Consider the following 22,749-nt stretch of genomic DNA (forward strand, 5'->3'; position numbering starts at 1 on the left):
CAACGACGCGGACGATCCACTATGTCTATGCCGATGGCACGAAAGCCGCAGAAGATGTCGTGCAGACGGTTCCGTACAAGACGACGACCGACAGTAAGACTGGCGAAACAGTCTACACGCCGCAACTCGCCTACAATGAAGTGACGAGTCCGGAAATCACAGGGTACACGCCAGACCAAGCCAAGGTCGCCCAAGTGGGCGCTAAGGTCGGGACTGGTACGCCAGTGAACGCCGAGGATGTGACGGTAACGTATACGGCACATCCGATCACGTACGGAACAGCGACAACAACACGGACGATCCACTATGTCTACGCCGATGGCACGAAGGCTGCGGACGATATCACGCAAACGGTCAAATATAAGACGACGACCGACACAGTCACTGGCGAAACGGTTTACACACCACAAGGTGGATTTACTGAAGTAACTAGTCCGGAACTTGAGGGCTACACAGCTGACAAGTTGACTGTGGATCAAGTCGGCTTACCAGCAACGTCTGCAGCGCCACAGAACGCGGAAGATGTGACAGTCACCTATACTGCCGATGATCAAACCGCTGAGTTGAAGTATGTCGACGACGATAACAACGGCGTTCAAGTCGAAACCGCTGAACCATTAACGGGGAAGACTGGTACCACCGCTGATTGGACGGTAAAGGTACCGACTGGCTATGAACTAGCAAAAGGTCAGGCGGCTAACGGCACAGTCACGTTCACGGCCAATACTGGCGATGTCACGATTCATCTGAAGCACGTGATCGATCACGGCACTGCGACAACCACGCGGACAATCACTTATGTTGGTGCGGGAACCGAAACGCCAGCACCGGTCGTTCAAAAGATGACCTGGCTGACCAGCACCGATGTTGTTACCGGTCAGTTCGTTGCGACAGCCCAAAATGGCTATGCTACCGTGCAGGCGCCAGCCGTAGCTGGATACACACCAGATCAAGCCAGTGTGGCGAAGGTTGGCATTCTGACGGCGACCAACCCGGCCGACCTGAAGAATACTGCTGTGACGGTGACCTATACCGCTGATCAACAAACGGCTGAAATTATTTTTGTCGTTCAAGGTCAAGGCATATACGATGTTGTGACTGTAGACGGTGCATCAGGGACTTTGATTCCAGATTCGAGTTATCAGGCGACACTAGCGGCATTAATTGCGAATGGCTATTACGTTGTAAGCAACGATGCACAAGGTGCCCACTTCGATCACGATAGCACGGCTACTCAGCGCTTCGACATCGTGTTGACGAAGTCGAATGATGGCGGTTCGACCAACCCAGGTGGTGACACGAATCCAGGTGGTGACACGAATCCAGGTGGTGACACCAACCCAGGCGGTGACACCAACCCAGGTGGTGTCACCAACCCAGGTGGTGACACCAACCCAGGCGGCGACACGAATCCAGGCGGCGAGACGAACCCAGGTGGCGAAACGAATCCGGGCGGTGAGACCAACCCAGGCGGCGAGACCAATCCAGGCGGCAACACGAACCCGGGTAGCGAGACGAACCCAGGCGGCAACACGAACCCAGGTGGCGAAACGAACCCAGGTGGCGAAACGAACCCAGGCGGTAACACGAACCCAGGCGGCGAAACGAACCCAGGTGGCGAGACGAACCCAGGCGGCAACACGAACCCAGGTGGCGAAACGAACCCAGGCGGTAACACGAACCCAGGCGGCGAAACGAACCCAGGTGGCGAGACGAACCCAGGCGGCAACACGAATCCAGGCGGTAACACGAACCCGGGTGTAAACCCAACGGGAGATGATACCACCGACGTTAAAGTTCCCAATCGGGTTGACTTACCAGCAACGTCAGGGGACGCTGAACAAACGCCAAATGGCAGCGCAAACGCAACAGGAGATGATCATACTAACGTTCAGGTTTCCAAGCGGGTTGGCTTGCCAGCAACTTCGGCAACGTCCGCACCAACCTCGACGCAACAAAGTACTGAGACTTCACGCAAGTTACCAAACACCGGTGACGAGAATAACAACAAGTTAGCGGTGTTGGGACTGATGCTGATCGGTGGGCTGTTCGGTTTGGTAAAGCCACGCCGTAAGCGTGATTAACAAGATGCATCAAAAAAAGTCGGTTCACATCAATGATGTGACCGGCTTTTTTGCGTGACGTGATAAAAAAATACCCCTGCATCTGCAGGGGCAAGGTGATTAGATTTTCTCGTGCGCGACGGCTTGTTTTTCGGCCTTAGCTTCGTGCAACTTTTCCAAGGCGACGTCGTGCAGGTGGTAGCGGCCGATCATCTTGACGATAATCATGGAGAAGGCGCCATAGACGATGACACAGCCGAGCAAAACGCGCAGGAACAAGGCTGGGGAGATTGCCATCAAGGTCGGGGTGATCAAGGCGAACACCGCGGTGAACGCGCGGACCACGCCCAGCGAGAAGCCGGTCATGCTGGCACGCATGTTGACTGGGTAGAAGGATTGCGCCCAGATCTTGTAGATTGGTTCGCCGATCCAGATGTAGCTGAACATGTAGACGATGTAGCAGATCGAGAAGACGAACCAGTAAGTCGCAGACAACCCGGCGATGAGCATCGCGATCGCGCCCAGGCCGAGGCCGGTGAACATGATCGGGTAGCGGTACTTGGTGTCAGAGACCTTCATGAAGATCAAGTTGGCGATGAAGCCCAAGATGTTGCCGATCATGGCGACCATCGTGGCGGTAGCGGCGGCTTGCTTGTCGACGATGACTAAGAAGTAGTTCAAAAACATCCCAAAGGAGTTGGCGGGAATGTTCCAGAATAAGTAGAAGCCAGTCAACAACAGGAGTGGGACCAGGACTTTTTTATCCTTGAATACTTGTGAAAACTTCGGCTTGGTCTCGGCGATTTTTTCCGTGCCTTCAGCCTCTTGCACGGCTTCGGCTTCGGTGACTTCGATGTGGCGGAACTTCTTGGAGAAGTTGCGGACGTACCAGTTGAGCAAGGCGACCAGCGCAATCACCCCGAACAAGAAGCGCACGGAGTCGATGCCGGCCATGCTGGCGGTGAGGTAGCCGATCAGCTGGGACAAAATGATCCCGACGGTCCAATACAGTTGCGTGGAGCTGATCGCTTTGCCGTAGTTGGCCTTGTCCATCCGCTCGGAGATGACGGCCAGGCTTGTCGGCAGGTCAGCGCCGCTAGCGATGCCGGCGATCACAAGGCCGATGAACAGCGCCGCGACGTTTTGCGTGAAGGCAATCAGCGCGGTGCCGATCGCGACAAACAAGATATCGATGTTGAAGACGACCACCCGGCCGAGCTTGTCAGACAAGACCCCGCCGGACATCGCGCCGACAGCGACAGACAGCGTCAAAACGGTGTTGATCGAGCCGGAAACCAGTGGGGAGAAGTTGAAGAACTTCGTCCACAGTGGCAGCGCGACCCCGCAACTGACTAAGATGGCGGCGTCGAGGTAAGACGCGATGCCGGCGATCACGACCAGCACCATTTGGCCACGAGACATTTTTGCGACTTGTTGATTTTCCATGTGTGTCCCTCCAATAATAGCGTTTACATTTTGCCGGTAATTAACCCAACAAAATATGATTACAGCCCGAACACACAAACATAGCAGAAGAATAACGCCAGTTGTGTATCAATGAGCATTGCTTGCCAGTCAATGCGCCCTTGCTGACAAGTTCATTTTGTATACGATTACATTAAACCGCTTACATCGATTGGGAACAATAACAGATGCGCAGGTGAACGGAACAGATTCGTGGCAATCTGTGAAAACATGAACGAAATTTGGCCATCAATAAAGGCGGTGCGGTCATGCATCGACTATGACTGATTTTGTATTTTGATGTGAAGCAGAAGTGACAGAATCACTCTATTTAATAACTATATTAATAGCAATAAATCATCTGTAACAGGTGATTTCAGCATGTTAGAATAACGAAATCACGTAAAGGTTTAAGACGCGGTGGCTCTTCATAAACGCGCCAACAGGCACACCGTCACTGCCTATTAATTTGGCCTCCCAAAAAAGCGTGCCTGGTGACGCTCTGCTCGAAGGGAGTTGATGCTTATGCATACAACAATCGGACGAAAGGATCCTTATCATGTCTGTTTGCGAAATTTGCCTATTTATTGGCAGTACCCTCGCAGCCGTGTGCCATCGGTTGGGAATGCACTTAGGTGACTTGGATCAAGTCACTAATTTGTTCAACGCCACAACTGGACTACTGTTCGCAGTAGGAGCGATTTGGCGCGCGGTGTTTGGTGAACATCGAACAAAGCGAAAAAAGACATAAGAAAAAATCGCGCTAAGCTTTTCCAACGGCTACGCGATTTTTCTTTGGATTGTTAAGTTAGCCACCGCTCATACGCGGCGTGTGAGAACAAAGCTGGCAGCCAATGCCCTCACAATCAGCATCTCAAGTCATGCTTAAATTGCCAAGTGTAAAAATAACGATTCCTTATTCCGGCAACTGCACGATCTGCTGCCCGCTGCTGGTGGCGACCAGCTCAGATCTGATATCAAAATACCGTTGCAGGTTGGCTGGCGTGATGACCTTTTGCGGCACGTCGTCTGCGACCAGGCGGCCGTTGGCGAGCAACAGGGTGCGGTCGCTGAAGGTGAGGGCCTGGTTGAGGTCGTGCAAGATGATCAAGATGGTGAGGCCAAAGCGCTCGTTGAGTTGTTGCAACAGCGCCAAGAAGCGGAACTGGAAATGTAGATCCAGATACGTTGTGGGCTCGTCTAACAAGAGGTAGTCGGGCTGTTGCGCCAAGGCCAGCGCCAGCCACACGCGTTGTTGCTGGCCGCCGGAAAGCGCCAGCATCGAGCGGTGTTGCAGATCCGTCAGCTGCAAGAAGGTCATGATCTCGGTCAACGCTGCGTCGTCGACGTGGTCGCTGAGGCTGGAATGATAGGCGCTTTGGCCAAAGGCAATCAGGTCTTTGACGGTGATGTCATCGTACAGCGGGTTGTGCTGTTGCACGGCGGCGACGCGTTGGGCATAGGCGCGAGGGGAAAACGTCGTGATTGGTTTGCCATCTAAGGTGATGGTGCCGGTAGTCGGGGTGGTTTGGCGCGTCAATAGGTTGAACAGCGTGGATTTGCCGGAGCCGTTGGGGCCGATCAGGCTGGTGATCTTGCCAGGCGTCAAGGTGAAGCTGACGTCGTCGAGTTGCGGCTGATTTTGGCCGCGGTAAGTATAGGTGAGGTGGTTAATCTCCATTGTAGATCCCCTTCTTGGCCAAGATCACGATCAACGCCGGGCCGCCGATGACGGCCAGGATCGTCGCCGCAGCAATCTCGTTAGGCATGACTAGTGTGCGTCCAAGCGTGTCGACAGCCAGCAACACCGCCGCGCCAAGCAAGGTAGCAAACGGCACGACTTCGCGGTAATCGTGGCCGACACACCAGCGGCTGAGGTGCGGGACGATGATCCCGATGAAAGGGATGATCCCGATGGCCGCGGTCGTGGTGCTGGTCAACAAGGCGGCTAGCACCAGCAAAATGACGCGGATCCGCCGCACCGGCAGGCCAATCGTGGCCAGCTGGGCGTCGCCGATTTTCAGATAGTTTGCCCACGGTGCCAGCAACAGCGCGACGATCAACCCGATGACGCCCAGGCCGATCATCCCCAGCGCGTTGTGCCAGGTGATCGTCGCAAGGCTTTGGCTCGTCGCGACGGTGCCCGGTTGCACGAACAGGGTCTTGATCCCGACAAACATCGTGTTCAACGCCACCCCGATCAAGATCAGCTTGTAGGGATTGGCGCGGTGATCGAAGTGCACCAGCAGTGCCAGGCTGACGAGCCCGCCGAGAAGCGCCCCGATAAAATTACGCAAGGCCAGACTCGGCAGGAGCAGACCGGCGAGCATGACAAACAAGTCGGCGCCGGCAGCGACGCCTAAGATGCTGGGGTCTGCAATCGCGTTGCGCAGCGTCGCCTGGAAGAACGCCCCGGCGACGGCCAAGGCGGCACCGGCAACCAAGGCGGCGACGATACGCGGCAGGCGGATCGTCATCAAGGTGTGATAATAGGTGGTCTGGTGGTGCGCAACCAGCGTCTGCCAGGTGTCGGCGACGCTTTGGTTGCTTGCACCGGTGGTCAGCGCCCACAAGATCAAGGCGACCAGCGCAAGCAAGACGAGCAGATAAGCGATGTGCGATCTTCGTTTCATAGCGACACTTCCAATTTACGGATAAAGCCAGCGGCTGACTTGTTTGAGCGCCGTTGCGGCTTGGATGGTGGCGGTGGCGTTAAACACCGGCTGTTGCAGGTCGTAGACGCGCCCGGTTTTAACGGCAGGAGTCTGCGCCCACAGCGGGTTGGTCTTGAATTCTTGCTCAAACTGCGGCTTAACGATCTCCGGCATCGCGTGTTCGAGCCGCAAGATCACGTCGGGGTGTTTGGTGGCCAGCGATTCGTTGTTAGGCGACAGGTATTCCGACTTTTCGTTGGCGTAGACGTTTTGCCCGCCGGCTTTTTTGACCAAGTCGCCGACATAGGCATGGTCGGTCGCGATCATGTAGCCGGCACCCGGCATTCCCATCAAGATCAACACGCGCGGCTTGGTCCCGTGCGCGCGCTTGGCGGCTTCGGCTTCGGCGGCGTTGATGGCGCCAATCTGCTTGGTGGCTTGGGGTTGGCGGTCGAACTTGGTGCCCAAGCTTTTCAACGTGTGCTTGAGATCGGCGATGGTGTCTAACTTGAGAAACTCAGGCGTGAACTTCTGTTGCTTGAAGGCATCGCTGTATTGGTCTTTCAAAACGCTGACGGCATAAACATCCGTTGGCTTGAGCGCGGCGATCTTCTCCACGCTTGGCGCCATCGGACTGCCGATCTTGGCGACGTCGGCGTAGCGCTTGGGCAGCTGGTTTTTGGTGGTCGGGACCCCGACCAGCGGCAAGTCGAGCTTGTCTGCGATGGCGACCAAAGCGTCGGTGGTCGCCACGATGCGCGGCTTGGCGGCGGGTTTGTGGTGGTTGAATTGGGTGAAGCCGACGAGGCCGGCGACGATCACCAACAAGGCGACCAAGAGGCCGATCGTGATTTGACGTGTGCGATTCAAAAACCCACTCCCTTTACTTACGCTTAACGAAGAAGTACGCGGCAACACCCAGGATCAACACGCCGGCGACGCCACCGATCACGATCGCCTGTTGGGTCTGCTTGTTCTTGCGGTTAAGCGATTCGATCAGCTTGGCTTGTTTCTTGGTCGCGGTGTCCGCCTTGGTGGTCGCGGCTTTTTTCACGCGACTCGAAGCGGCCGCCTTGCTTGACGTTGAAGCCGAACTGGCTGCTTTGGCGCTGCTGGTCGAGCTGCTAGCCGTGCTGGTTTTGTTGCTAGGAATCGCCTGCGACGAGCTGGTGCTGTTGATCGCGTTCGTTGCGCTGGTGGCAGTTGCCGCGCTGGCTAAGGCAGGCAGGTGGCTGGTGTCGAACTTGAAGCTGATGTTGTGCTTGGCGACGTAGACATCAGGCACGTCGATCGAGATCGAGCTGTTGATCGTCTGCGTGAGATCGCGGGTTGCAAACGCGTAGCTGTAATCATAGCCGCTGGCGCTTTGGGTCTTGGTGACGTTGGCCGGACCGGTGCCGTTGATGCTCAGCACGGTCACCGGCCACTTGCCGAGGCTGGTACCGGTGTGGATCGTCATCGTAACCAAGTACTGGTCGCCATTTGCGACGACGTTGGCGGGTTTGACGTAGTACCCCGACGCCATGGATTCGCTGTTGGTGCCGTATTTTAACGCCTGGTAGTTGATCGCGTCTGCGTGCACGACTTGCGGCGCAAACAAGATGACTAATGCCAGTAGCGGCAGGAATAAAAACGCGACAATTTTTTTTGACATGACTTAGGCCTTCTTCTCAGGGTTGTCGTGACGCTTGTACAAGGCGAAGCCGATGATCGCCAGGCCGATCGCAACAAACGCGGCGATCTCGGCCAAAAACGGATAAGACTGCACCTTAGGCAAGGCCTTTTCCGCCAGCGCTTGGCCGTTGGTGGCTTGTCCGGCTGTGGCTGGCAACTGGGCGTCTTTGGCTTTAGGCGTGGCCGTTTTTTTCGTGGCGGCTGAAGCTTTCGCCTTGGTGCGAGCGGCAATCGTTGTCGGTGCCGCTAAGGTTGCCGGCGCCAGTGCGGCCGTCGTGGTTGCGGCCGTGGCGATGGTGATCGGCGCCAGGCCGGTGGTGGTGCCGCCGGTGAGCGCTTGTTCATAGTTGACGCCGCCAGCGATGGTTTGGTTGAACGCCAGCCAGATGGCAAACGTCGCGTTGTGGATGCCGGCGATCGGGACGCTCATCTCGATAGTGGCCGGGATCGGTCGGTTGAGCGCGGCCGCCTGGTCAATATGGAAGGCATACGTCCAGATGTCGAAACCGTTGGCCGTGGTGTGGGTGTTGTGCAAGATGCCACCGCCGTTGACGCTCAGCGGCGTGAAGGTGACCAGGCCGGCAGTTTCTTTGACAGTCAGGTAGACGTCGTAGCCGCTTTCGACCTTGACGACTTTGGCCGTGTGGGTGAAGTAGTTGTTGGCCGTCGACGGCGCACTTTGAGTCTGGTTCAAGACGCTATACGGAACGTATTGGACTGCGGCATCAGCATTGAAAATGTGGCGAGTACCGGCAACGGTCGTGGTTGCAGCGTTGTTGGTCGTGGCGCTACCGGAGCCGGTCGCTACGGATTGCCCCGGATACGGGCGGGCATTGGCAATCGCCAAGTTGATTAAGACAAACGCAGATTGCGTCATCTGGGTGCCGCCGGGGATGGTCAGATTGAACGTCGCCGGGAGCGCGTATTTCAAGGCGTCTGCTGGTAGCGTGAAGATCAGATCCGCGTCGTTGCCGTGTTTGTTGGCGACCTTGGCGGGTTGATTCAACAGCCACATGCCGTCGATGTATTCGGCCCCGGTGGTGTGGATCGTCACCTGCACATGCTTGCCGTCTTTGGTGGCAACGGCGGTGCCGGCGCTGGCGATGAAGGCCGAAGCGGCGGAAGGTTGCTTGCTGAGCTTGCCGGCAAGGGCTTGGTAAACTGCGATCGTTGCCGCGTGCTCGGCAGGCTTGGTGGTTGGTTTGGTGGCTGGCGTCTTGGTATCGGTGGTCGCCGGCTTGGTTTTGCTTGTGGTATCCGTCACCGGCTTGCCGGTTTTGACGACAGGATACAGCGCCTTGGCGAAAACGATGTCGGCTTTTTGGTTCATGTTGAGCACAGACAGCGACGCGGTGACGGTGGCCTTGGCGAAGGTTTTGTCGATGGTGAAGGTCAAATCGCCGGTGGTGTCTGTGGCGTTAGTGATCTTGGCGTCTTGGTTGCCGATCTTGAAGGACTTGATGGTGTTGGCAAACTGTTGCAGGTGCAACGTGACTGTTGCCTTGGCCGCATCGGCGGGCACGACCACCGTCGCCATGCCGGTGAAGAAGCTGTTGGCCAGCGACGGGGTTTGGGTGCCGGCCTTATTGACTTTGTAGGCGACGTCGTAGGTCGTCGCGTCGGTCGTGGTTGGCTTTTTTGAAGTGGTGGCTTTGCCTGAATCATCTGTGCCGGCTGGTTTGTCGGTGTCCTTGGTGGCCTCTGTGTCTGTTGTTGCTGGCTGCGCGTTCTTTTGTACAGGATACAGCGCTTGGGCAAAAACAATGTCGGCCTTTTGATCCATGTTCAGCACAGACATGGCCGCGGTAACGGAAGCTTTGGCAAAATCTTTGTTGATTGTGAACGTCAGATCCGCGGTGTCAGCCGTGGCGTTGGAAACTTTGGCGGCTTGGTCGCCGATCGAGAAGGTCTTGACCACGCTGGCATATTTCTGCAGGTGTAGCGTGACGGTTGCTTTGGCCGCATCAGCCGGGACGACCACCGTGGCGCTGCCGGTGAAGAAACTGTTGGACAGCGATGGCGTCTGGGTGCCGGCTTTGTTGACTTTGTAGGCGACTTCGTAGGTGGTGGCGTCGCCTGTGGTTGCCGGTTTCGTCGGCGTGTCGTCTGTATCCTTTGGCGTGGTATTAGTATCGTCAGTCGTGGTGTTTTTGTCTGGCGTGTCCGTTGGGGTTGTCGCACCAGTATTGGTATCACCGGGCGTGGTGTTTTTATCCGGCGTATCCGTTGGTGCAGACGTGTCTGGGTTGTCGCTGGTGTTTTCAGGTTGCGAGGCTTCTTGGCCCTGAACCGGATATAACGCCTGGGCAAAAACAATGTCGGCTTTTTGATCCATGTTCAGCACAGACATGGCCGCGGTGACAGAAGCGTTGGCAAAGTCTTTGTTGATTGTGAAGGTCAGATCCGCGGTGTCAGCCGTGGCGTTAGAAACTTTAGCCGCTTGGTCGCCGATCGTGAAGGTCTTGACCACGCTGGCGTATTTCTGCAGGTGCAACGTAACGGTTGCTTTGGCCGCATCAGCCGGGACGACCACCGTGGCGCTGCCGGTGAAGAAACTGTTGGACAGGGAAGGCGTCTGGGTGCCGGCTTTGTTGACTTTGTAGGCGACTTCGTAGGTGGTGGCGTCGCTTGTGGTTGCCGGTTTCGTCGCGGTGTCGTCTGTATCCTTTGGCGTGGTATTGGTATCGACTGGAGTTGTGGTATCTGTTGGTGTGGTGGTCGGCGTATCAGTCGGGGGTGTCGTGTTGTTGTCTGGGTTATCCGTTGTCGTGGTGCTGGTATTGGTATCGACTGGTGTTGTCGTTTGGTCTGGCGTGTCCGTTGGCGCAGACGTATCTGGATTGTTGTCGGTACCTTCCGGCTGTGCGGCTTCCTGGCCCTGAACCGGATATAATGCTTGGGCGAAAACAATGTCGGCCTTTTGGTTCATGTTCAGCACAGACATCGAAGCAGAAACGGTGGCGTCAGCGAAAGCCTTGTCGATCGTAAACGTCAGATCCGCGGTACTAGCCGTGGCATTGGAAATTTTGGCGGGTTGGTCGCCGATCGAAAAGGTCTTGATCATGTTGGCGAACTTTTGAATGTGCAACGTTACCGTCGCCTGAGTAGCATCCGCTGGCACAACCACTGTGGCCTTGCCGGTGAAGAAGCTGTTGGATAGTGAAGGCGTTTGGGTACCGGCCTTGTTGACCTTATAGGCGACTTCGTAGGTGGTGGCATCGCCTGTGGTTGCCGGCTTTGTCGAGGTGTTGTCTGTATCGGTTGGCGTGTTGCCGGTGTTGGCCGGAGTTGTGGTGCCAGTTGTGGTATCTGTTGGTGTGGTGACCGGCGTATCAGTCGGGGGTGTCGTGCTGGTATTGGTATCGACCGGTGTTGTGTTTTTGTCTGGGTTATCCGTTGTCGTAGTGCTGGTATTAGTATCGACTGGTGTTGTCGTTTGGTCTGGCGTGTCCGTTGGCGCAGACGTGTCTGGGTTGTCGTTGGTGTTTTCTGGTTGCGAGGCTTCCTGGCCTTGTAACGGATATAACGCTTGGGCGAAAACGATGTCGGCCTTTTGGTTCATGTTCAGCACCGACATCGAAGCCGAAACGGTGGCGTCAGCGAAAGCCTTGTCGATCGTAAACGTCAGATCTGCGGTGCTAGCCGTGGCATTCGAAATTTTGGCGGGTTGGTCGCCAACTGAGAAGGCTTTGATCATGTTGGCAAACTTTTGCAGGTGTAGCGTTACCGTTGCCTGGGTGGCGTCATCAGGCACGACCACGGTGGCGCTGCCCGTGAAGAAGCCGTTGGATAGGGAAGGCGTTTGGGTGCCGGCCTTGTTGACTTTGTAGGCAACTTCGTAGGTCGTGGCGTCACTCGTGTTTGCTGGTTTCGCCGGCGTCTTGTCGGTGTTTACTGGTGTGGTATCGGTGGTTGGCAGCGTTGTGGTGTCGTCATCGGTATCCGCTGGTGTAGTGGTTGAGTCCGGAGTCTCCGCATCCGTTGGCGCCGTCGTGCTGGCGTCAGTCTTTTCTGGTTGCGACGTCTTTTGGGCCTGTACCGGATACAAGGCCTTGGCGAAAACGATGTCGGTCTTTTGATTCATGTTCAGTACAGACATCGACGCGGAAACAGTGGCGTCGGCGAAATCTTTATTGAGCGTAAAGGTCAGATCCGCGGTGTTGGCCGTGGCGTTGGTGACTTTAGCGGCTTGCTCGCCAATCTTGAAAGTCTTAACCATGTTGGCGTATTTCTGCAGATGCAGTGTGACCGTTGCCTTACTGGTGTCGGCCGGGACGACTACCGTGGCGCTGCCGGTGAAGAAGCTATTGGACAGAGATGGCGTCTGGGTGCCGGTCTTGTTGATTTTGTAGGCGACTTCGTAGGTTGTGGCGTCGGTTGTCGGGGTGGTAGCGGGATTGTCGGTGGTTTTTGCAGCCGTTGTTGTGTCGGGCTTGGGGTCGGCCGTGTTGGCAGGTTGCTGGCCGGAGGTCGCCTCGCTAGTTTTGGCAGGCGTGGCGTCTGTTGCCGGGGTGGTTTCGTCTGGGGTCGAAGAGGTGTTGGTTGCAGACGCTTCATTAAACAGCGGCGTGGCGAAGACCAGGTCGGCTTTTTGCGTCATGTTCAACACGTTCATAGTTGCCGTGACGGTGGCCTTGGCGAAGCTTTTGTCAACGTTGAAGGTCAAGTCGGCGGTGTTGGCCGTGGCGTTGGTGATTTTAGCGTCTTGATCCCCGATCTTGAAGGCTTTGACCATCGCGGCATATTTTTGCAGGTGTAAAGTGACGGTGGTTTTTTGCGCGTTATCGCTCACCACTACCGTCGCATGATCCGTGAAAAAGCTACTGGACAGCGACGGCTTGTCAGTGCCGGCTTTGTTGACGGTGTACGGGATTTCGTAGGTGCCATCTTGGAGATGCGCAGCATCAAAATCTGCCGTTGCACTCGTGGTTGCCGCGACTACCGCCACTGTCCCGCCGACGCTTGGACCGGCGATCCCCAACGCCACCATTAACGCGACCCCTAATTGAACGATCCTCTTCCCCATCATGGCATTTTCCTCCGAATGTTTTTGTTAGACTAATCACTATTCTAGCAAGCGCTGTCATTTTTGGACATGTAGGTAAACTGTCGAGTTTCTTGTGCGAGATACTGTTACGCAAAAACCCGCTATCATTGTCACAGCGGGATTAGGAAAAAACGACCGGTTATTCTTGCCGGCTTTTGAGGTGCCAGGCGACCCAGCCGAGCACTGCCACAGCGGCGATCAAGGCGCCACCGACCCACAGTGGTAGGGGCTTTTTGGTGGCGTTTTTGACCTTGGTCGTGGTGTCTTTGCTGACGGCAGATTTGATCGTGAAGGTTTTGAAAAAGTGCCATTGCCGCCCGGCTTGGTCCGCGGCGACTTCAACGCGGTACTTGCCTGCGGCCAGCTGTGTCGGGTCATTGGTGAGCGGCATGGTCATCACCGAGCTTGGCGCCAGCTTCAAATCGTTGGCGTCTTTTTTCAACACGGCCTTGGTGGCGTTGGCGTGGTAAACGGTGGCGTGCACGCTCAATCCAGATTGGATAGCGGGCACGGGATTGGTAAGTTTGACGCCGACTTGGGTGCCGTTGCCAGTTGAGGTGAGCGCCACGCCGCTGAAGGTGAGTTTCGGGGTCAGTTTTGGCAAGGCGTTGGTCGCGCGTAACTGGATCGGAATGGTTTCGGCGGCGTGGACGGTGAGCGCGGCGCCGTTTGCGTTTGCGCTGGTGCCGTTCAGCTTTTCAACGCGGATGCCGCCGAGCAAGACGCCTTGCCAAGCCTGCGCCGGCGCCTTCAGCTTGAGGTGGATCTGTTTGGTGGTGTGCGGCGCCAAGCTGTATGTTTTGGCTTTGGGCAACAGCGACTCGATGTCGACGGCAAGCGCTTGGGGCTTGGCCGGCGCGTGTTGACCGTAGTCGATTGTGCCGGTGGCGCTGGTCGTCGCGCGGTTGGTCGAGATCTTGAAGCGCTGGGTGCCGGTGTCGGTGTTTTGTAGCGCCAGCGTGATCGTTTGCTGGCTGCCGGGCGCCACCACCAGATCATAGTAGTGCAGGCTGTGGTCGAGTTGGTTGCTGGGCAACACCGCGGCGACTCCGAAGTTTGGTGAGGCGGCATGCACTGTGTGCCCGGCGCCGACGCCCAGCCCCAAAAATAATGCGATCGCGACAATCCGTTTAAACATAGCTCACCCTCCCAAATGATTCACTTTTAGTTTAGCAGGATTTGTCGCTGGCACTGGTCAATCATTGTAAAAAATTGTTCGATAAAGTGGTGTGCAGGCGCGAATGATCGGGGATGATGGACAACGACAAAATGTGTATGGTATAACCGCAGTTGAGCAAGTATTATAGAGGTAAAGTACGATCGTATTGGAGAAGAGGTGCCGGGTTGGCGAGCTATGAGTCGATTTTTTTGGAGCGTGGGGATGCCTTGAAGTATCAGGTGTATGCCGTGTTGGCGCGGCACACCGTCCGCGACGTTTCAGTCAGCGACATCAGCCACCTGTTGAACTGGAAATATCAGGCGACGTATAACGTATTTGATGATATCTTAGAAGACCTGCAAACATTGGTGGCAAAACCGCGTCAAAAGCTACGTGAGCAACTACTGGCCGCACATGAGTTACCGGTGTCCTTAGATGCGTACCGTTCGATTTTGGCGCGGCGGTCGTTGACCTATGCTGCAATCGATTATGCGACCAAAGACAGCGAGCCGTCGGTGCAGATCTTTACGTCGACGCACTATGTCAGCCGCACGACCTTGTTGCGCCGCTTCAGGCCGGTCAACGTGTTGCTGGAGGTCTATCATATCAAGTTAAAACTGGCAACGATGCGTTTTGAAGGTCCAGAGGTGAACATTCGCTACTTCTTATATGCCTTTTACTGGTGGGCGCACCGGCTGGAATACTGGGCGTTTGACGCAATCGACCCCCAGCTGCTGGACACGGAGCGCAAGCAGCTGTCGATTCGCGCCGGCTCGCCGCTTGAAAATAAGCAAGACCAGCTGTTTCTTGCCATCATCCACGTGCGCTTGGGTCATGTGCAGCGCATTGGAGATAACGCGCTCTTAGAGTCGTTGGCAACCCGGATCGCCGCTAAGCAGTTGCGTCGTGGTACGCTACCGGTACACGTACCGGTGCCGTCTGCGGCATTGTATAACTATTTTGAGCTTAGCCGGCCGCGGTTTGATGCCTCTCAGCGCGGCGCGGCTGTGGTGAAGGCGGAAGCGGCATTGTTGGCTTACGCGCCAGCACAAGAATTGGCGGCCACGTTTGCCAACATCATCCGCCACAATAGCCTGTGGCCGGTGCCGTTACATGCAGATCTGACCACCAATATTTTACGGCTGACCTTTGGCTATGCCTTATTCCAAGGCGAGGTTCCGATTCCTGACGATTATATCGATGGGGCCCGCGAGTTCGGGTATGATGCTAACGTCGAACGTCAGTGCCGTGATGCGATCGATGCCTTGCCAGACACTGCTGAATACAAGGGCTATCACGAAGGTAAGGCCAGCTTGGCTTTGCAGGTGGCAACGTTGGCGACGCCGCATCTGCGCAATCAAGATAACGGGGATCGAATCGGGGTTGAGGTCTGCGTTGCTCCTGACACCATTGGTTATGAACGGCTGCATGAGTTTCTCAACACGGTGGCGTGGACGGCAACGGTCGTCACCCATGACGGGGACCTGGTGATTACTGACCACCAAAGTCCGCTGTCGCCAACCGGCCAAGCTCATCCCGAGCGTTGCTTTGATTGGTATCCAGACGCCTTGGCATTGCCGTCTTATCGCCGCGTCTTGACCGATCGGATCATTGCGTGTCACATTGCCAAGTATGGGTCTGCGCCTCAGGTAATCAAGCGGCGCGATGACCAATTCTGAACAAAACCGCCTTTTGTCACTACCGTCTGCGTGGAATCATCAGCATTTTTTTATTTCCCCATACCTTATCCGCTTACATCGTGCCGTGATTAACGTGGCTATTGCTATTTGCCATCATTAGGATAATGATGGAACTAGTCTGGGGGGACTTCCATGATACAGCAAGCCATCGGCGACTTCTTTTTGGTTGTCGCCAGCACACTAGGATTTATCACTGCCTATACCCAAATCGATGACGGTACTAGAAAAACCATCGCCGCCAAGCGTAGCCTCAGCCCAATCGTGCGCGAGCTGCCGGTGGTGATTTATATTTGTGCCATTTTGCTTGTGTTGCGGATCGCTAGTAGCGGCTTTCAGGGGCAGATCTATTGGATGTTGATCAACCTGCAAATCATCATCTTACTGTATTCCAATTTGCTGGTGCCAACGTTTCGGGCTTTTTTGGTGGTGCAGGTCTTTGGTGCCGTTATTTTCGAGTCAACTGGGTCGATGGACTGGTTTTCTTGGCTTTTTTATGTCGTTGCCGGGGTCACCGTCTTTGGTGAGCGCTGGTATGGGCGCCACTTCAAGCACTATCAGTTGACGTACATGTTGCCGGCGGCGCTGATCGGGGCCATCTTTTGGGTGATGATTGCGGTGCGGTTTGCTAAAACGGTGCCGCTATCGCTGGCGTTGCTCAATTTGTTTAGTTTTTGCTGGGCGTATTTTGCGTTGGATCGCTACGATCAAGATCAGCATGAAGATCAGCGTGTCCTTGCCAAGCTCACGCATGAGACCCAATACGACGGGTTAACGCAGGTCCGTAACTGGACGACGTTTCAAGAAGACTTCAACGTCGCTTTTGAAGATCCCAGCGACCTGGGCTTGATCACGCTAGACATCGATCACTTCAAGGCAATCAATGACACGTATGGGCATCTCGTTGGCAACCAGGCGCTGATGGTTGTGGCGACCACGTTGAGCCAGTACCTGAAGCTCAACCATCCTAGCGGGCACATCTACCGCACAGGCGGCGAAGAGTTCACGATCATCTTGCCAAAAACCGACCTGACCGAAGCGACCAGCATCGTCTTGGCCTGTCAGCAGCAGTTGCGCCAAGCGCAGATCCGCTTCAGCTCAGGCGAGTTTTACTTGTCGGCGTCCTTTGGTCTCGCAGAAGCCACCGCGGAGCGCACAGGCGATGCGACGGGGATGTTCAAGCGGGCGGATCATTACTTGTATCAATCCAAGCGTCGCGGGCGCAACTGTGTCACCATCGAAGGCAAGACGATGACGGCCATGGCCAACGACGCCTAGCACTCAAAAAAATCCTGTCCTCAAATTTTCGGTTGAGGACAGGATTTTTTGCTTACATGAAGACGTTCTTGTATAACGCGATGGCTAAGATCCCGGCCAGGGTTGGGGCAACGACCGGTACCCAGGCGTATTTCCAATCCGAGCTACCTTTGTGCTTAAGCGGTAGGAGCTGATGCAACAGACGGGGGCCGAGATCTCTTGCGGGATTCAAGGCAGGACCGGTGGGACCGCCAAATGATGCGACCAAGGTTGCCACCAGAAAGCCCAGCGCCATGTGCGCGGTGCCCAGGTTATCCGCGAAAAATGGCGCCTTGGTGATGCCCAGCGCCCCGAAGAACAAGATGAACGATCCGATGAATTCGTTGATGAAGCCGTTGAACTGGCTCTTGGTAGCATTGATCGTGCTGAACGTGCCCAGAATATGTTGCGGGTTGGTGGTTAAATCGTAGTGAGGCTTGTAAGCCGCCACCACGGCGAGCTGGCCGAACATCGCACCGGCAAACTGGACCAGGACGTAAGGCATGACCTCGCCCCACGGGAACATGCCTGAAATCGCCAAGCCAATGGTGAAGGCCGGGTTGATGTGGTTGCCCGAGATTCCGCCGATGATCATCGCTGGAATCATGACCCCGGCGCCATACCCGACGGCGATCAGCATCCAATCCGAGCCGTTGCCTTTTGTGCCTTTTAAATCAACATTTGCAACAGCTCCGTTGCCGAGCGCCACCATGATCGCTGTCCCGATGAATTCTGCGGCTAAGCGCACGCCTAAGTCGTATGTCATTATTTTCCTCCGTGTAAAAGTTAGCATACGATAACATTTTACCAACTTATAGAATTATAGTATAGGACGATTAAGCCTCTGTAAAGTTTTTTGCTAATGGATGCGCTACCACGCTTCGATGATGTAGAATGAAGAAGGAACAAAAAGGAGTGTGTACATGCTCAACCAAGCAATCGACCATATGATGATAGAAAACCGCAACCACTTCATGATCCCAGGGGACGTGGTTGCCAGCGTTAACTGCGACAATTCCTTGCGCCACGCCTTCTTGGTGTTGACGAAGGTGCGCTACGCTAAGATTCCGGTGCTCGACAACGACGACCATTTCAAAGGCCTGCTGTCGCTGGCGATGATCACCGACACGATGCTGGGGCTCGACGACCTCAACATCGACGCGCTTGATCAGCATTGCGTCGGCGACGTGATGGAAACCGACGTCCCGACGATCGACAACCCTTATGACATCGAAAACGTCTTGCACCTGCTCGTCGACCATCCCTTCTTGCCTGTCGTCCAAGCCGATCACACCTTCACCGGCATCGTGACGCGGCGTGAGGTGATGAAAGGCATCAATTATATCGGTCACAACCTCGACCGCTATTATTGCGTCCAACCGCGTGAGAAAGTTACGCACTGAGCACACGAAACAAAAATCCCGCGCTACGATTAATTTCGCAGCGCGGGATTTTTGAACTTTAGAATAGCGCCGCTAACGTCCCAACTAAGGCAACCAAGACTATGACGTCGAAGAATGAAATGATCGTACCGGCGATCGCCATCCCCTTTGGCGAGTGGAAAAGGCCGACGACTGATAAGATGGCCCCAATCAACCAGACCAACCAGCCTAAAACCGGGACCCAACTCGTGAATATCCCAATAAGTGCAAGAATGAAACCTGCAGTTCCGAGTGAATTGCGTGGTGCAACAACTTGATTATTGATCGTCACCTGTGGATTAGGTGTCGGATCAGTGGTCGGATGATGATCTTGCTGTTCCCTCATAATGAAAGTCCTTCCCCGTGATGATGTTTGGTTCTCGACGGCGGAGCGGTTGGCCAACCTGAGACAAGATGAGTCGAGAACTTGGTCATATTTTAACGTGAATCACATGAAAATACAATAAACAATTAATCGGAAATAACGCTTTAAAAATCTCTTTCATAATACTTTACATCATAATAATGTGGCATAACGATGATATAATTATACATATCGGCGTGTGCTGTCCTAGCCGAAGCCCAAACAAATAGGGCCGTGACAAAAGCCACAGCCCCATTGCGACGGCTAGTCCTTGCCGCTAGACAGATTCAACTTTGGTGAGGGGATATCGATCCCGGCTTCGGCCAAGGCTTTAAGATAAGCGGCCAAGAACTTGCGCTGGACGGCGAACTGCTCGCCGTTGTTGACGTGCATGACGACTTGGAAAACGAACGTGCCGTCGCCCACAGCAGACATGCCCAACAGGTCAGGGCCGTCGGCGATGCTGGGCGTTTGCGGCGTCAGCTCTGCGTTGACGTCGTTGAGTACCGAACGCACAGTTTCTAGGTCGACGTCAGGCGCAACCGGCAGGTCGATCAGCACCTGCATCTGGCTGCGTGAGAGGTTGGAGACGATGGTGATGTTGCGGTTGGGGATGAAGTTGACGGTACCGTCGTTGGATTTGACGATGGTGGTGCGCAGGCCGACAGAGGTAACGGTGCCGGAGATGGCACCCAGTTTCACGGCGTCGCCGACGTCGAACTGGCCTTCCAAGATGATGAAGATCCCAGTCACAACATCGGAAACAAAGCCTTGTGCCCCTAAGCCTAAGGCAATCCCGACGACCCCGGCGCCGGCGATCAGGGTGCCGACGGGAACGCCGAGGACCGACAACACTGCATAGAAGTAAAAGAAGATGACGGTGTAGGAATAGATGTTGGTAATCAACGTCCGCATCGTATCGACGCGAGTGCTGCTCAGGCGGCTGCGATTTTTATAAGATAAAAAGCCGCGGGTGATCAGCCGCTTGCCGATGCTGCGAATGACAAGAAACAAGACGGTGAAGAAGACGATCTCGCCGACGACGGTGACGAGACGGTTGAAAACCGCGTCCCAGTCGATTTTATCGAAGTAGCGGATGAGAATGTTGGTTTGTTGTTTGAGGTTTTTGGTTTGGGTCAGAAGAAACATGGCGGTCCTTTCGGGAGCTAAGTTGATATAAACAATAGTACCAAAAAGCGACTATGATTTGAACGCCATTGGCAATGATGATATTCTTAAAGTATTAAGCCGTGTATGCGGTTTACGCATTGCGGATAAGGAGGGTGTTGCATGACGTTAGGAGGAATTGCCGGGTTAATCGCGGCAATCGCATTTTTGATCATCGCCTTGGCAGTCCTTGTCATCGGGGTCAAAATCGCCGGCGTGACCAAAGAGGTACGACAAACGGTGGTTGAGGTCAATTCGACGTTAGGCACTGTCAACGGCGAGCTTGGCGCGCTGACTGGAGAAGTCGAGGCATTGCTCACGAAGTCCAACACCTTGTTGGCGGATGTGAACGGCAAAGTCGCCGCTATCGACCCGGTGTTTGATGCGATCGGTGAACTTGGCGAAAGCGTTTCGGATCTCAATACTGCCAGCCGTAATCTGGCGGAGAAGGTGACTACCGGCGCCGCCAACGCGACTAAAGTGACCGTTGCAGCAAAAGTTGGTAAGGCAGCAATGAACATGTTGAAGAAGAAAGACGGACGCGATTAAGGGAGGCAATTTTATGGCTAAAAAAGGACACTTTTTCTTAGGCTTCATTCTTGGCGCAACCAGTGCGTTAGCGACGACCTACTTACTGACCCCGCAGACATCAGACGAATTGCGGCGCAAGTTTGGCCAAAAGAAAGACGATTTGGCTGACCGCGCGGCGAATTACTATGATTATGCCAAAGACGCTACCGCAGACTGGCGCGAATCTGCTACCGATCTGGTGGGTACGTTTAAAGACAAGGTGCACACCAAAGACGACGACTTGGCGACTTACGACGCCCAAACCGACGCGCTCAAAGAAGAGCTGACCAAGGCACCAGAAGTAGCGACAGACAACGATTTTGACGACATCGTGTTAGACGGCAAGAGCGCCTTCGCCCAAGCCAAAGACGCTGATGACGACAAGCCGGCCGACACAGACGACGCCCAACCAGACCCGACGCCAGAAGCCCAAAAGCCTGCCCAAACCCCAGAAACACCGGCGGCTGACACAACTGACACACCAGACGAACCAGAAGCTTAAGCTTAAAATGATGTAAACAGCAGGACAGGCCATTGCGGCTTGCCCTGTTTTTGTTTGGCGTTGATTGTCGGCGCATAGAGACCGTGGGGGGTGCAAGCAACTCCAGCAGGTTCAATCCGTCGTGGAGGCGGTGCTCGGTGAAGCTAACTCTCCGCTACGCTACGAGTGGATCTTCACCTGCGCTAGTTGTGTGGCGACGAGTCGCCAACAACTATGCCACCACGTCAGATTGACCTGCTTCCGTTGCATGCGCCCCCACTCGATAGACTGCTTGTTTTTCATTTTTGTGGACATGCCGGCTTTAGCGATTGCAGATTAATGCATTGATCATACGCGAATAGAGAATAGCTTAAATTCATGTAAACGATAGATGTTACGATCTTGATAACTGTCACTTTGGGTGTTTGAGATGCCAACGTAAGGGACGGGAGGCGGGCTCAGGCGCATCGTTTCCGTTCCAGCTAGCCTTCTATCGCAGAGCCCTTCTCCTGGGTGAATATCAGGATATAATCAATCAAATCGGCAGCAAAAAAAAAGAGGCCTCTAGCAGGCCTCTTTGTACGTTACTTAATGACTTGGAATTCCTTAGGTGTGTGCGTGAACGGTTCGCAACCGGTGGCGGTGACGTGGACGCAGTCTTCGATGCGGACGCCGGCGACACCCGGAATGTAGATGCCAGGTTCAATGGAGAAGCACATGCCAGGTACGAGTTCCATATCGTTGCCTTCCATGATCGAAGGAAATTCGTGCGTAGACATCCCGATGCCGTGGCCGAGACGATGGTTGAAGTATTCACCATAGCCGGCTTTTTCGATCACGTCGCGGGCAATTTTATCAAGCGCAGCGGCGGTGAGGCCGGGGCGTACAGCGGCTTGGGCGGTTAGCTGGGCTTCTAAACAGACATCGAAGATCTCTTTGGCCTTCGGGGACACGTCGCCGCCAAACGCGATCGTCCGCGTGGCGTCTGACATGTAGCCGTGGTTGTTGGTGCCCAGATCGAACAACACAAGCTCGCCGGGTTGAACCGGTGTGGCTTCAGGACCGCCGTGAGGATCTGCGGCGTCGACGCCGGCTTGGACGATGGTGTCAAACGACATGTGCATGACGCCTTGTTTCATCATCGCGTATTCGATTTCCGCGACCACCGCTTGTTCAGAGCGGCCAGCCTCAAGTGCGGCAAACCCAGCGGCAAAAGCGGCGTCGGCTTGCTTGCCGGCTTCTTCCATAAGCTTGATCTCTGCTGGCGTCTTGACCAACTGAAATTGCTGGATCTTGGTACTGGCATCAGCCGGGAAGGTCGCCTGCGGGAACTGCTTCATGATGGCTTCAAATTTGCCGACCGCCAAGTCAAGCTTTTCGATGCCCCAACGCAGTGGGTTCGGGTTGATCTCGCGGATGTGTTCCGCAATCAAGGCAAAAGGATCTTCGTGGTCCAGATAGCCGAAAACGTCATATTGCCAGCCAGCCTTGCGCACCGCCTCCATCGACAAGGCCGGGGTGAACAGGAACGGTTCGTGATCAGGAAAAACGAACAGGCCGGTCACCCGTTCTTCGGGATCTTGGAAGAAGCCGGTGAAGTAGTTGATGTTGGTGAAATTGGAGATGTAAGCAACATCTAAGTGTTGATCTTGGACCCATTGCTGCAACATAGTGAGTTGTTGATTCATACAG

Annotated in this window: 17 protein-coding genes; 6 read left to right on the top strand and 11 right to left on the bottom strand. The window is 55.0% G+C overall.

The window, feature by feature from the left end; translation table 11 throughout:
* On the top strand, positions 1 to 2,084 hold a 2,084-nt coding region (locus tag ACYVRB_RS10445; RefSeq protein WP_461215256.1), incomplete at its 5' end, for a mucin-binding protein.
* Between the two features lie 99 nt (positions 2,085 to 2,183).
* On the opposite strand, the gene ACYVRB_RS10450 is transcribed toward ACYVRB_RS10445, so the two are convergent.
* The 7 genes from ACYVRB_RS10450 to ACYVRB_RS10480 all read right to left on the bottom strand — a co-directional run bounded on the left by ACYVRB_RS10450 (position 2,184) and on the right by ACYVRB_RS10480 (position 14,040).
* Positions 2,184 to 3,509: an MFS transporter gene (locus ACYVRB_RS10450; protein WP_461215258.1), complete on the bottom strand. Its 1,326-nt coding sequence runs from the start codon at positions 3,507 to 3,509 to the stop codon at positions 2,184 to 2,186.
* Between the two features lie 934 nt (positions 3,510 to 4,443).
* A complete protein-coding gene (locus tag ACYVRB_RS10455) occupies positions 4,444 to 5,208 on the bottom strand; it encodes an ABC transporter ATP-binding protein (protein WP_461215259.1) in 765 nt (254 codons plus the stop codon).
* A complete protein-coding gene (locus ACYVRB_RS10460; RefSeq protein ID WP_461215261.1) occupies positions 5,198 to 6,160 on the bottom strand; it encodes an iron ABC transporter permease in 963 nt (320 codons plus the stop codon). The genes ACYVRB_RS10455 and ACYVRB_RS10460 overlap by 11 nt, the downstream gene beginning before the upstream one ends.
* 15 nt (positions 6,161 to 6,175) lie before the next feature.
* Complete coding sequence (gene isdE, locus ACYVRB_RS10465; protein ID WP_461215263.1) at positions 6,176 to 7,051, bottom strand: heme ABC transporter substrate-binding protein IsdE; 876 nt, start codon at positions 7,049 to 7,051, stop codon at positions 6,176 to 6,178.
* Between the two features lie 13 nt (positions 7,052 to 7,064).
* Positions 7,065 to 7,835: an NEAT domain-containing protein gene (locus ACYVRB_RS10470; RefSeq protein ID WP_461215265.1), complete on the bottom strand. Its 771-nt coding sequence runs from the start codon at positions 7,833 to 7,835 to the stop codon at positions 7,065 to 7,067.
* A 3-nt stretch (positions 7,836 to 7,838) separates the two neighbouring features.
* A complete protein-coding gene (locus tag ACYVRB_RS10475) occupies positions 7,839 to 12,884 on the bottom strand; it encodes an NEAT domain-containing protein (protein ID WP_461215266.1) in 5,046 nt (1,681 codons plus the stop codon).
* A gap of 157 nt (positions 12,885 to 13,041) precedes the next feature.
* Positions 13,042 to 14,040: a DUF916 domain-containing protein gene (locus ACYVRB_RS10480; protein WP_461215268.1), complete on the bottom strand. Its 999-nt coding sequence runs from the start codon at positions 14,038 to 14,040 to the stop codon at positions 13,042 to 13,044.
* A 206-nt stretch (positions 14,041 to 14,246) separates the two neighbouring features.
* On the opposite strand from ACYVRB_RS10480, the gene ACYVRB_RS10485 reads away from it, so the two are divergent.
* Together ACYVRB_RS10485 and ACYVRB_RS10490 are read left to right on the top strand one after the other, a co-directional pair.
* Positions 14,247 to 15,740, top strand: coding sequence for a helix-turn-helix domain-containing protein (locus ACYVRB_RS10485; RefSeq protein ID WP_461215270.1), 1,494 nt, complete (start codon positions 14,247 to 14,249; stop codon positions 15,738 to 15,740).
* A 153-nt stretch (positions 15,741 to 15,893) separates the two neighbouring features.
* On the top strand, positions 15,894 to 17,036 hold the full coding sequence (locus ACYVRB_RS10490) for a GGDEF domain-containing protein (RefSeq protein ID WP_461215271.1): 1,143 nt from the start codon (positions 15,894 to 15,896) through the stop codon (positions 17,034 to 17,036).
* A gap of 52 nt (positions 17,037 to 17,088) precedes the next feature.
* Here ACYVRB_RS10490 and ACYVRB_RS10495 read toward each other — a convergent pair whose 3' ends face one another.
* Complete coding sequence (locus tag ACYVRB_RS10495; RefSeq protein ID WP_461215273.1) at positions 17,089 to 17,820, bottom strand: MIP/aquaporin family protein; 732 nt, start codon at positions 17,818 to 17,820, stop codon at positions 17,089 to 17,091.
* Between the two features lie 157 nt (positions 17,821 to 17,977).
* On the opposite strand from ACYVRB_RS10495, the gene cbpB reads away from it, so the two are divergent.
* A complete protein-coding gene (gene cbpB, locus ACYVRB_RS10500) occupies positions 17,978 to 18,457 on the top strand; it encodes a cyclic-di-AMP-binding protein CbpB (protein WP_461215274.1) in 480 nt (159 codons plus the stop codon).
* A gap of 58 nt (positions 18,458 to 18,515) precedes the next feature.
* On the opposite strand, the gene ACYVRB_RS10505 is transcribed toward cbpB, so the two are convergent.
* Positions 18,516 to 18,821 carry a hypothetical protein gene (locus tag ACYVRB_RS10505; RefSeq protein WP_461215276.1) on the bottom strand — a complete coding sequence of 102 codons (306 nt, stop codon included), beginning with the start codon at positions 18,819 to 18,821 and terminating at the stop codon, positions 18,516 to 18,518.
* 282 nt (positions 18,822 to 19,103) lie between these two features.
* The gene (locus ACYVRB_RS10510) at positions 19,104 to 19,988 is read right to left on the bottom strand and encodes a mechanosensitive ion channel family protein (protein WP_461215277.1); all 885 of its coding nucleotides are present in this window, start codon (positions 19,986 to 19,988) and stop codon (positions 19,104 to 19,106) included.
* Between the two features lie 141 nt (positions 19,989 to 20,129).
* Here ACYVRB_RS10510 and ACYVRB_RS10515 point away from each other — a divergent pair, with 141 nt between their 5' ends.
* The gene (locus ACYVRB_RS10515; protein ID WP_461215279.1) at positions 20,130 to 20,555 is read left to right on the top strand and encodes a DUF948 domain-containing protein; all 426 of its coding nucleotides are present in this window, start codon (positions 20,130 to 20,132) and stop codon (positions 20,553 to 20,555) included.
* Positions 20,556 to 20,568: 13 nt separating this feature from the next.
* Positions 20,569 to 21,078, top strand: a complete 510-nt coding sequence (locus tag ACYVRB_RS10520; RefSeq protein WP_461215280.1) for a YtxH domain-containing protein — start codon at positions 20,569 to 20,571, stop codon at positions 21,076 to 21,078.
* Between the two features lie 563 nt (positions 21,079 to 21,641).
* Here the strand turns inward: ACYVRB_RS10520 and ACYVRB_RS10525 are convergent.
* Positions 21,642 to 22,745 (bottom strand): M24 family metallopeptidase, encoded by a 1,104-nt coding sequence (locus ACYVRB_RS10525; RefSeq protein ID WP_461215281.1) that lies wholly within the window; start codon positions 22,743 to 22,745, stop codon positions 21,642 to 21,644.
* Between the last annotated feature and the right edge of the window lie 4 nt (positions 22,746 to 22,749).

This window comes from Lacticaseibacillus boliensis (assembly GCF_054784775.1).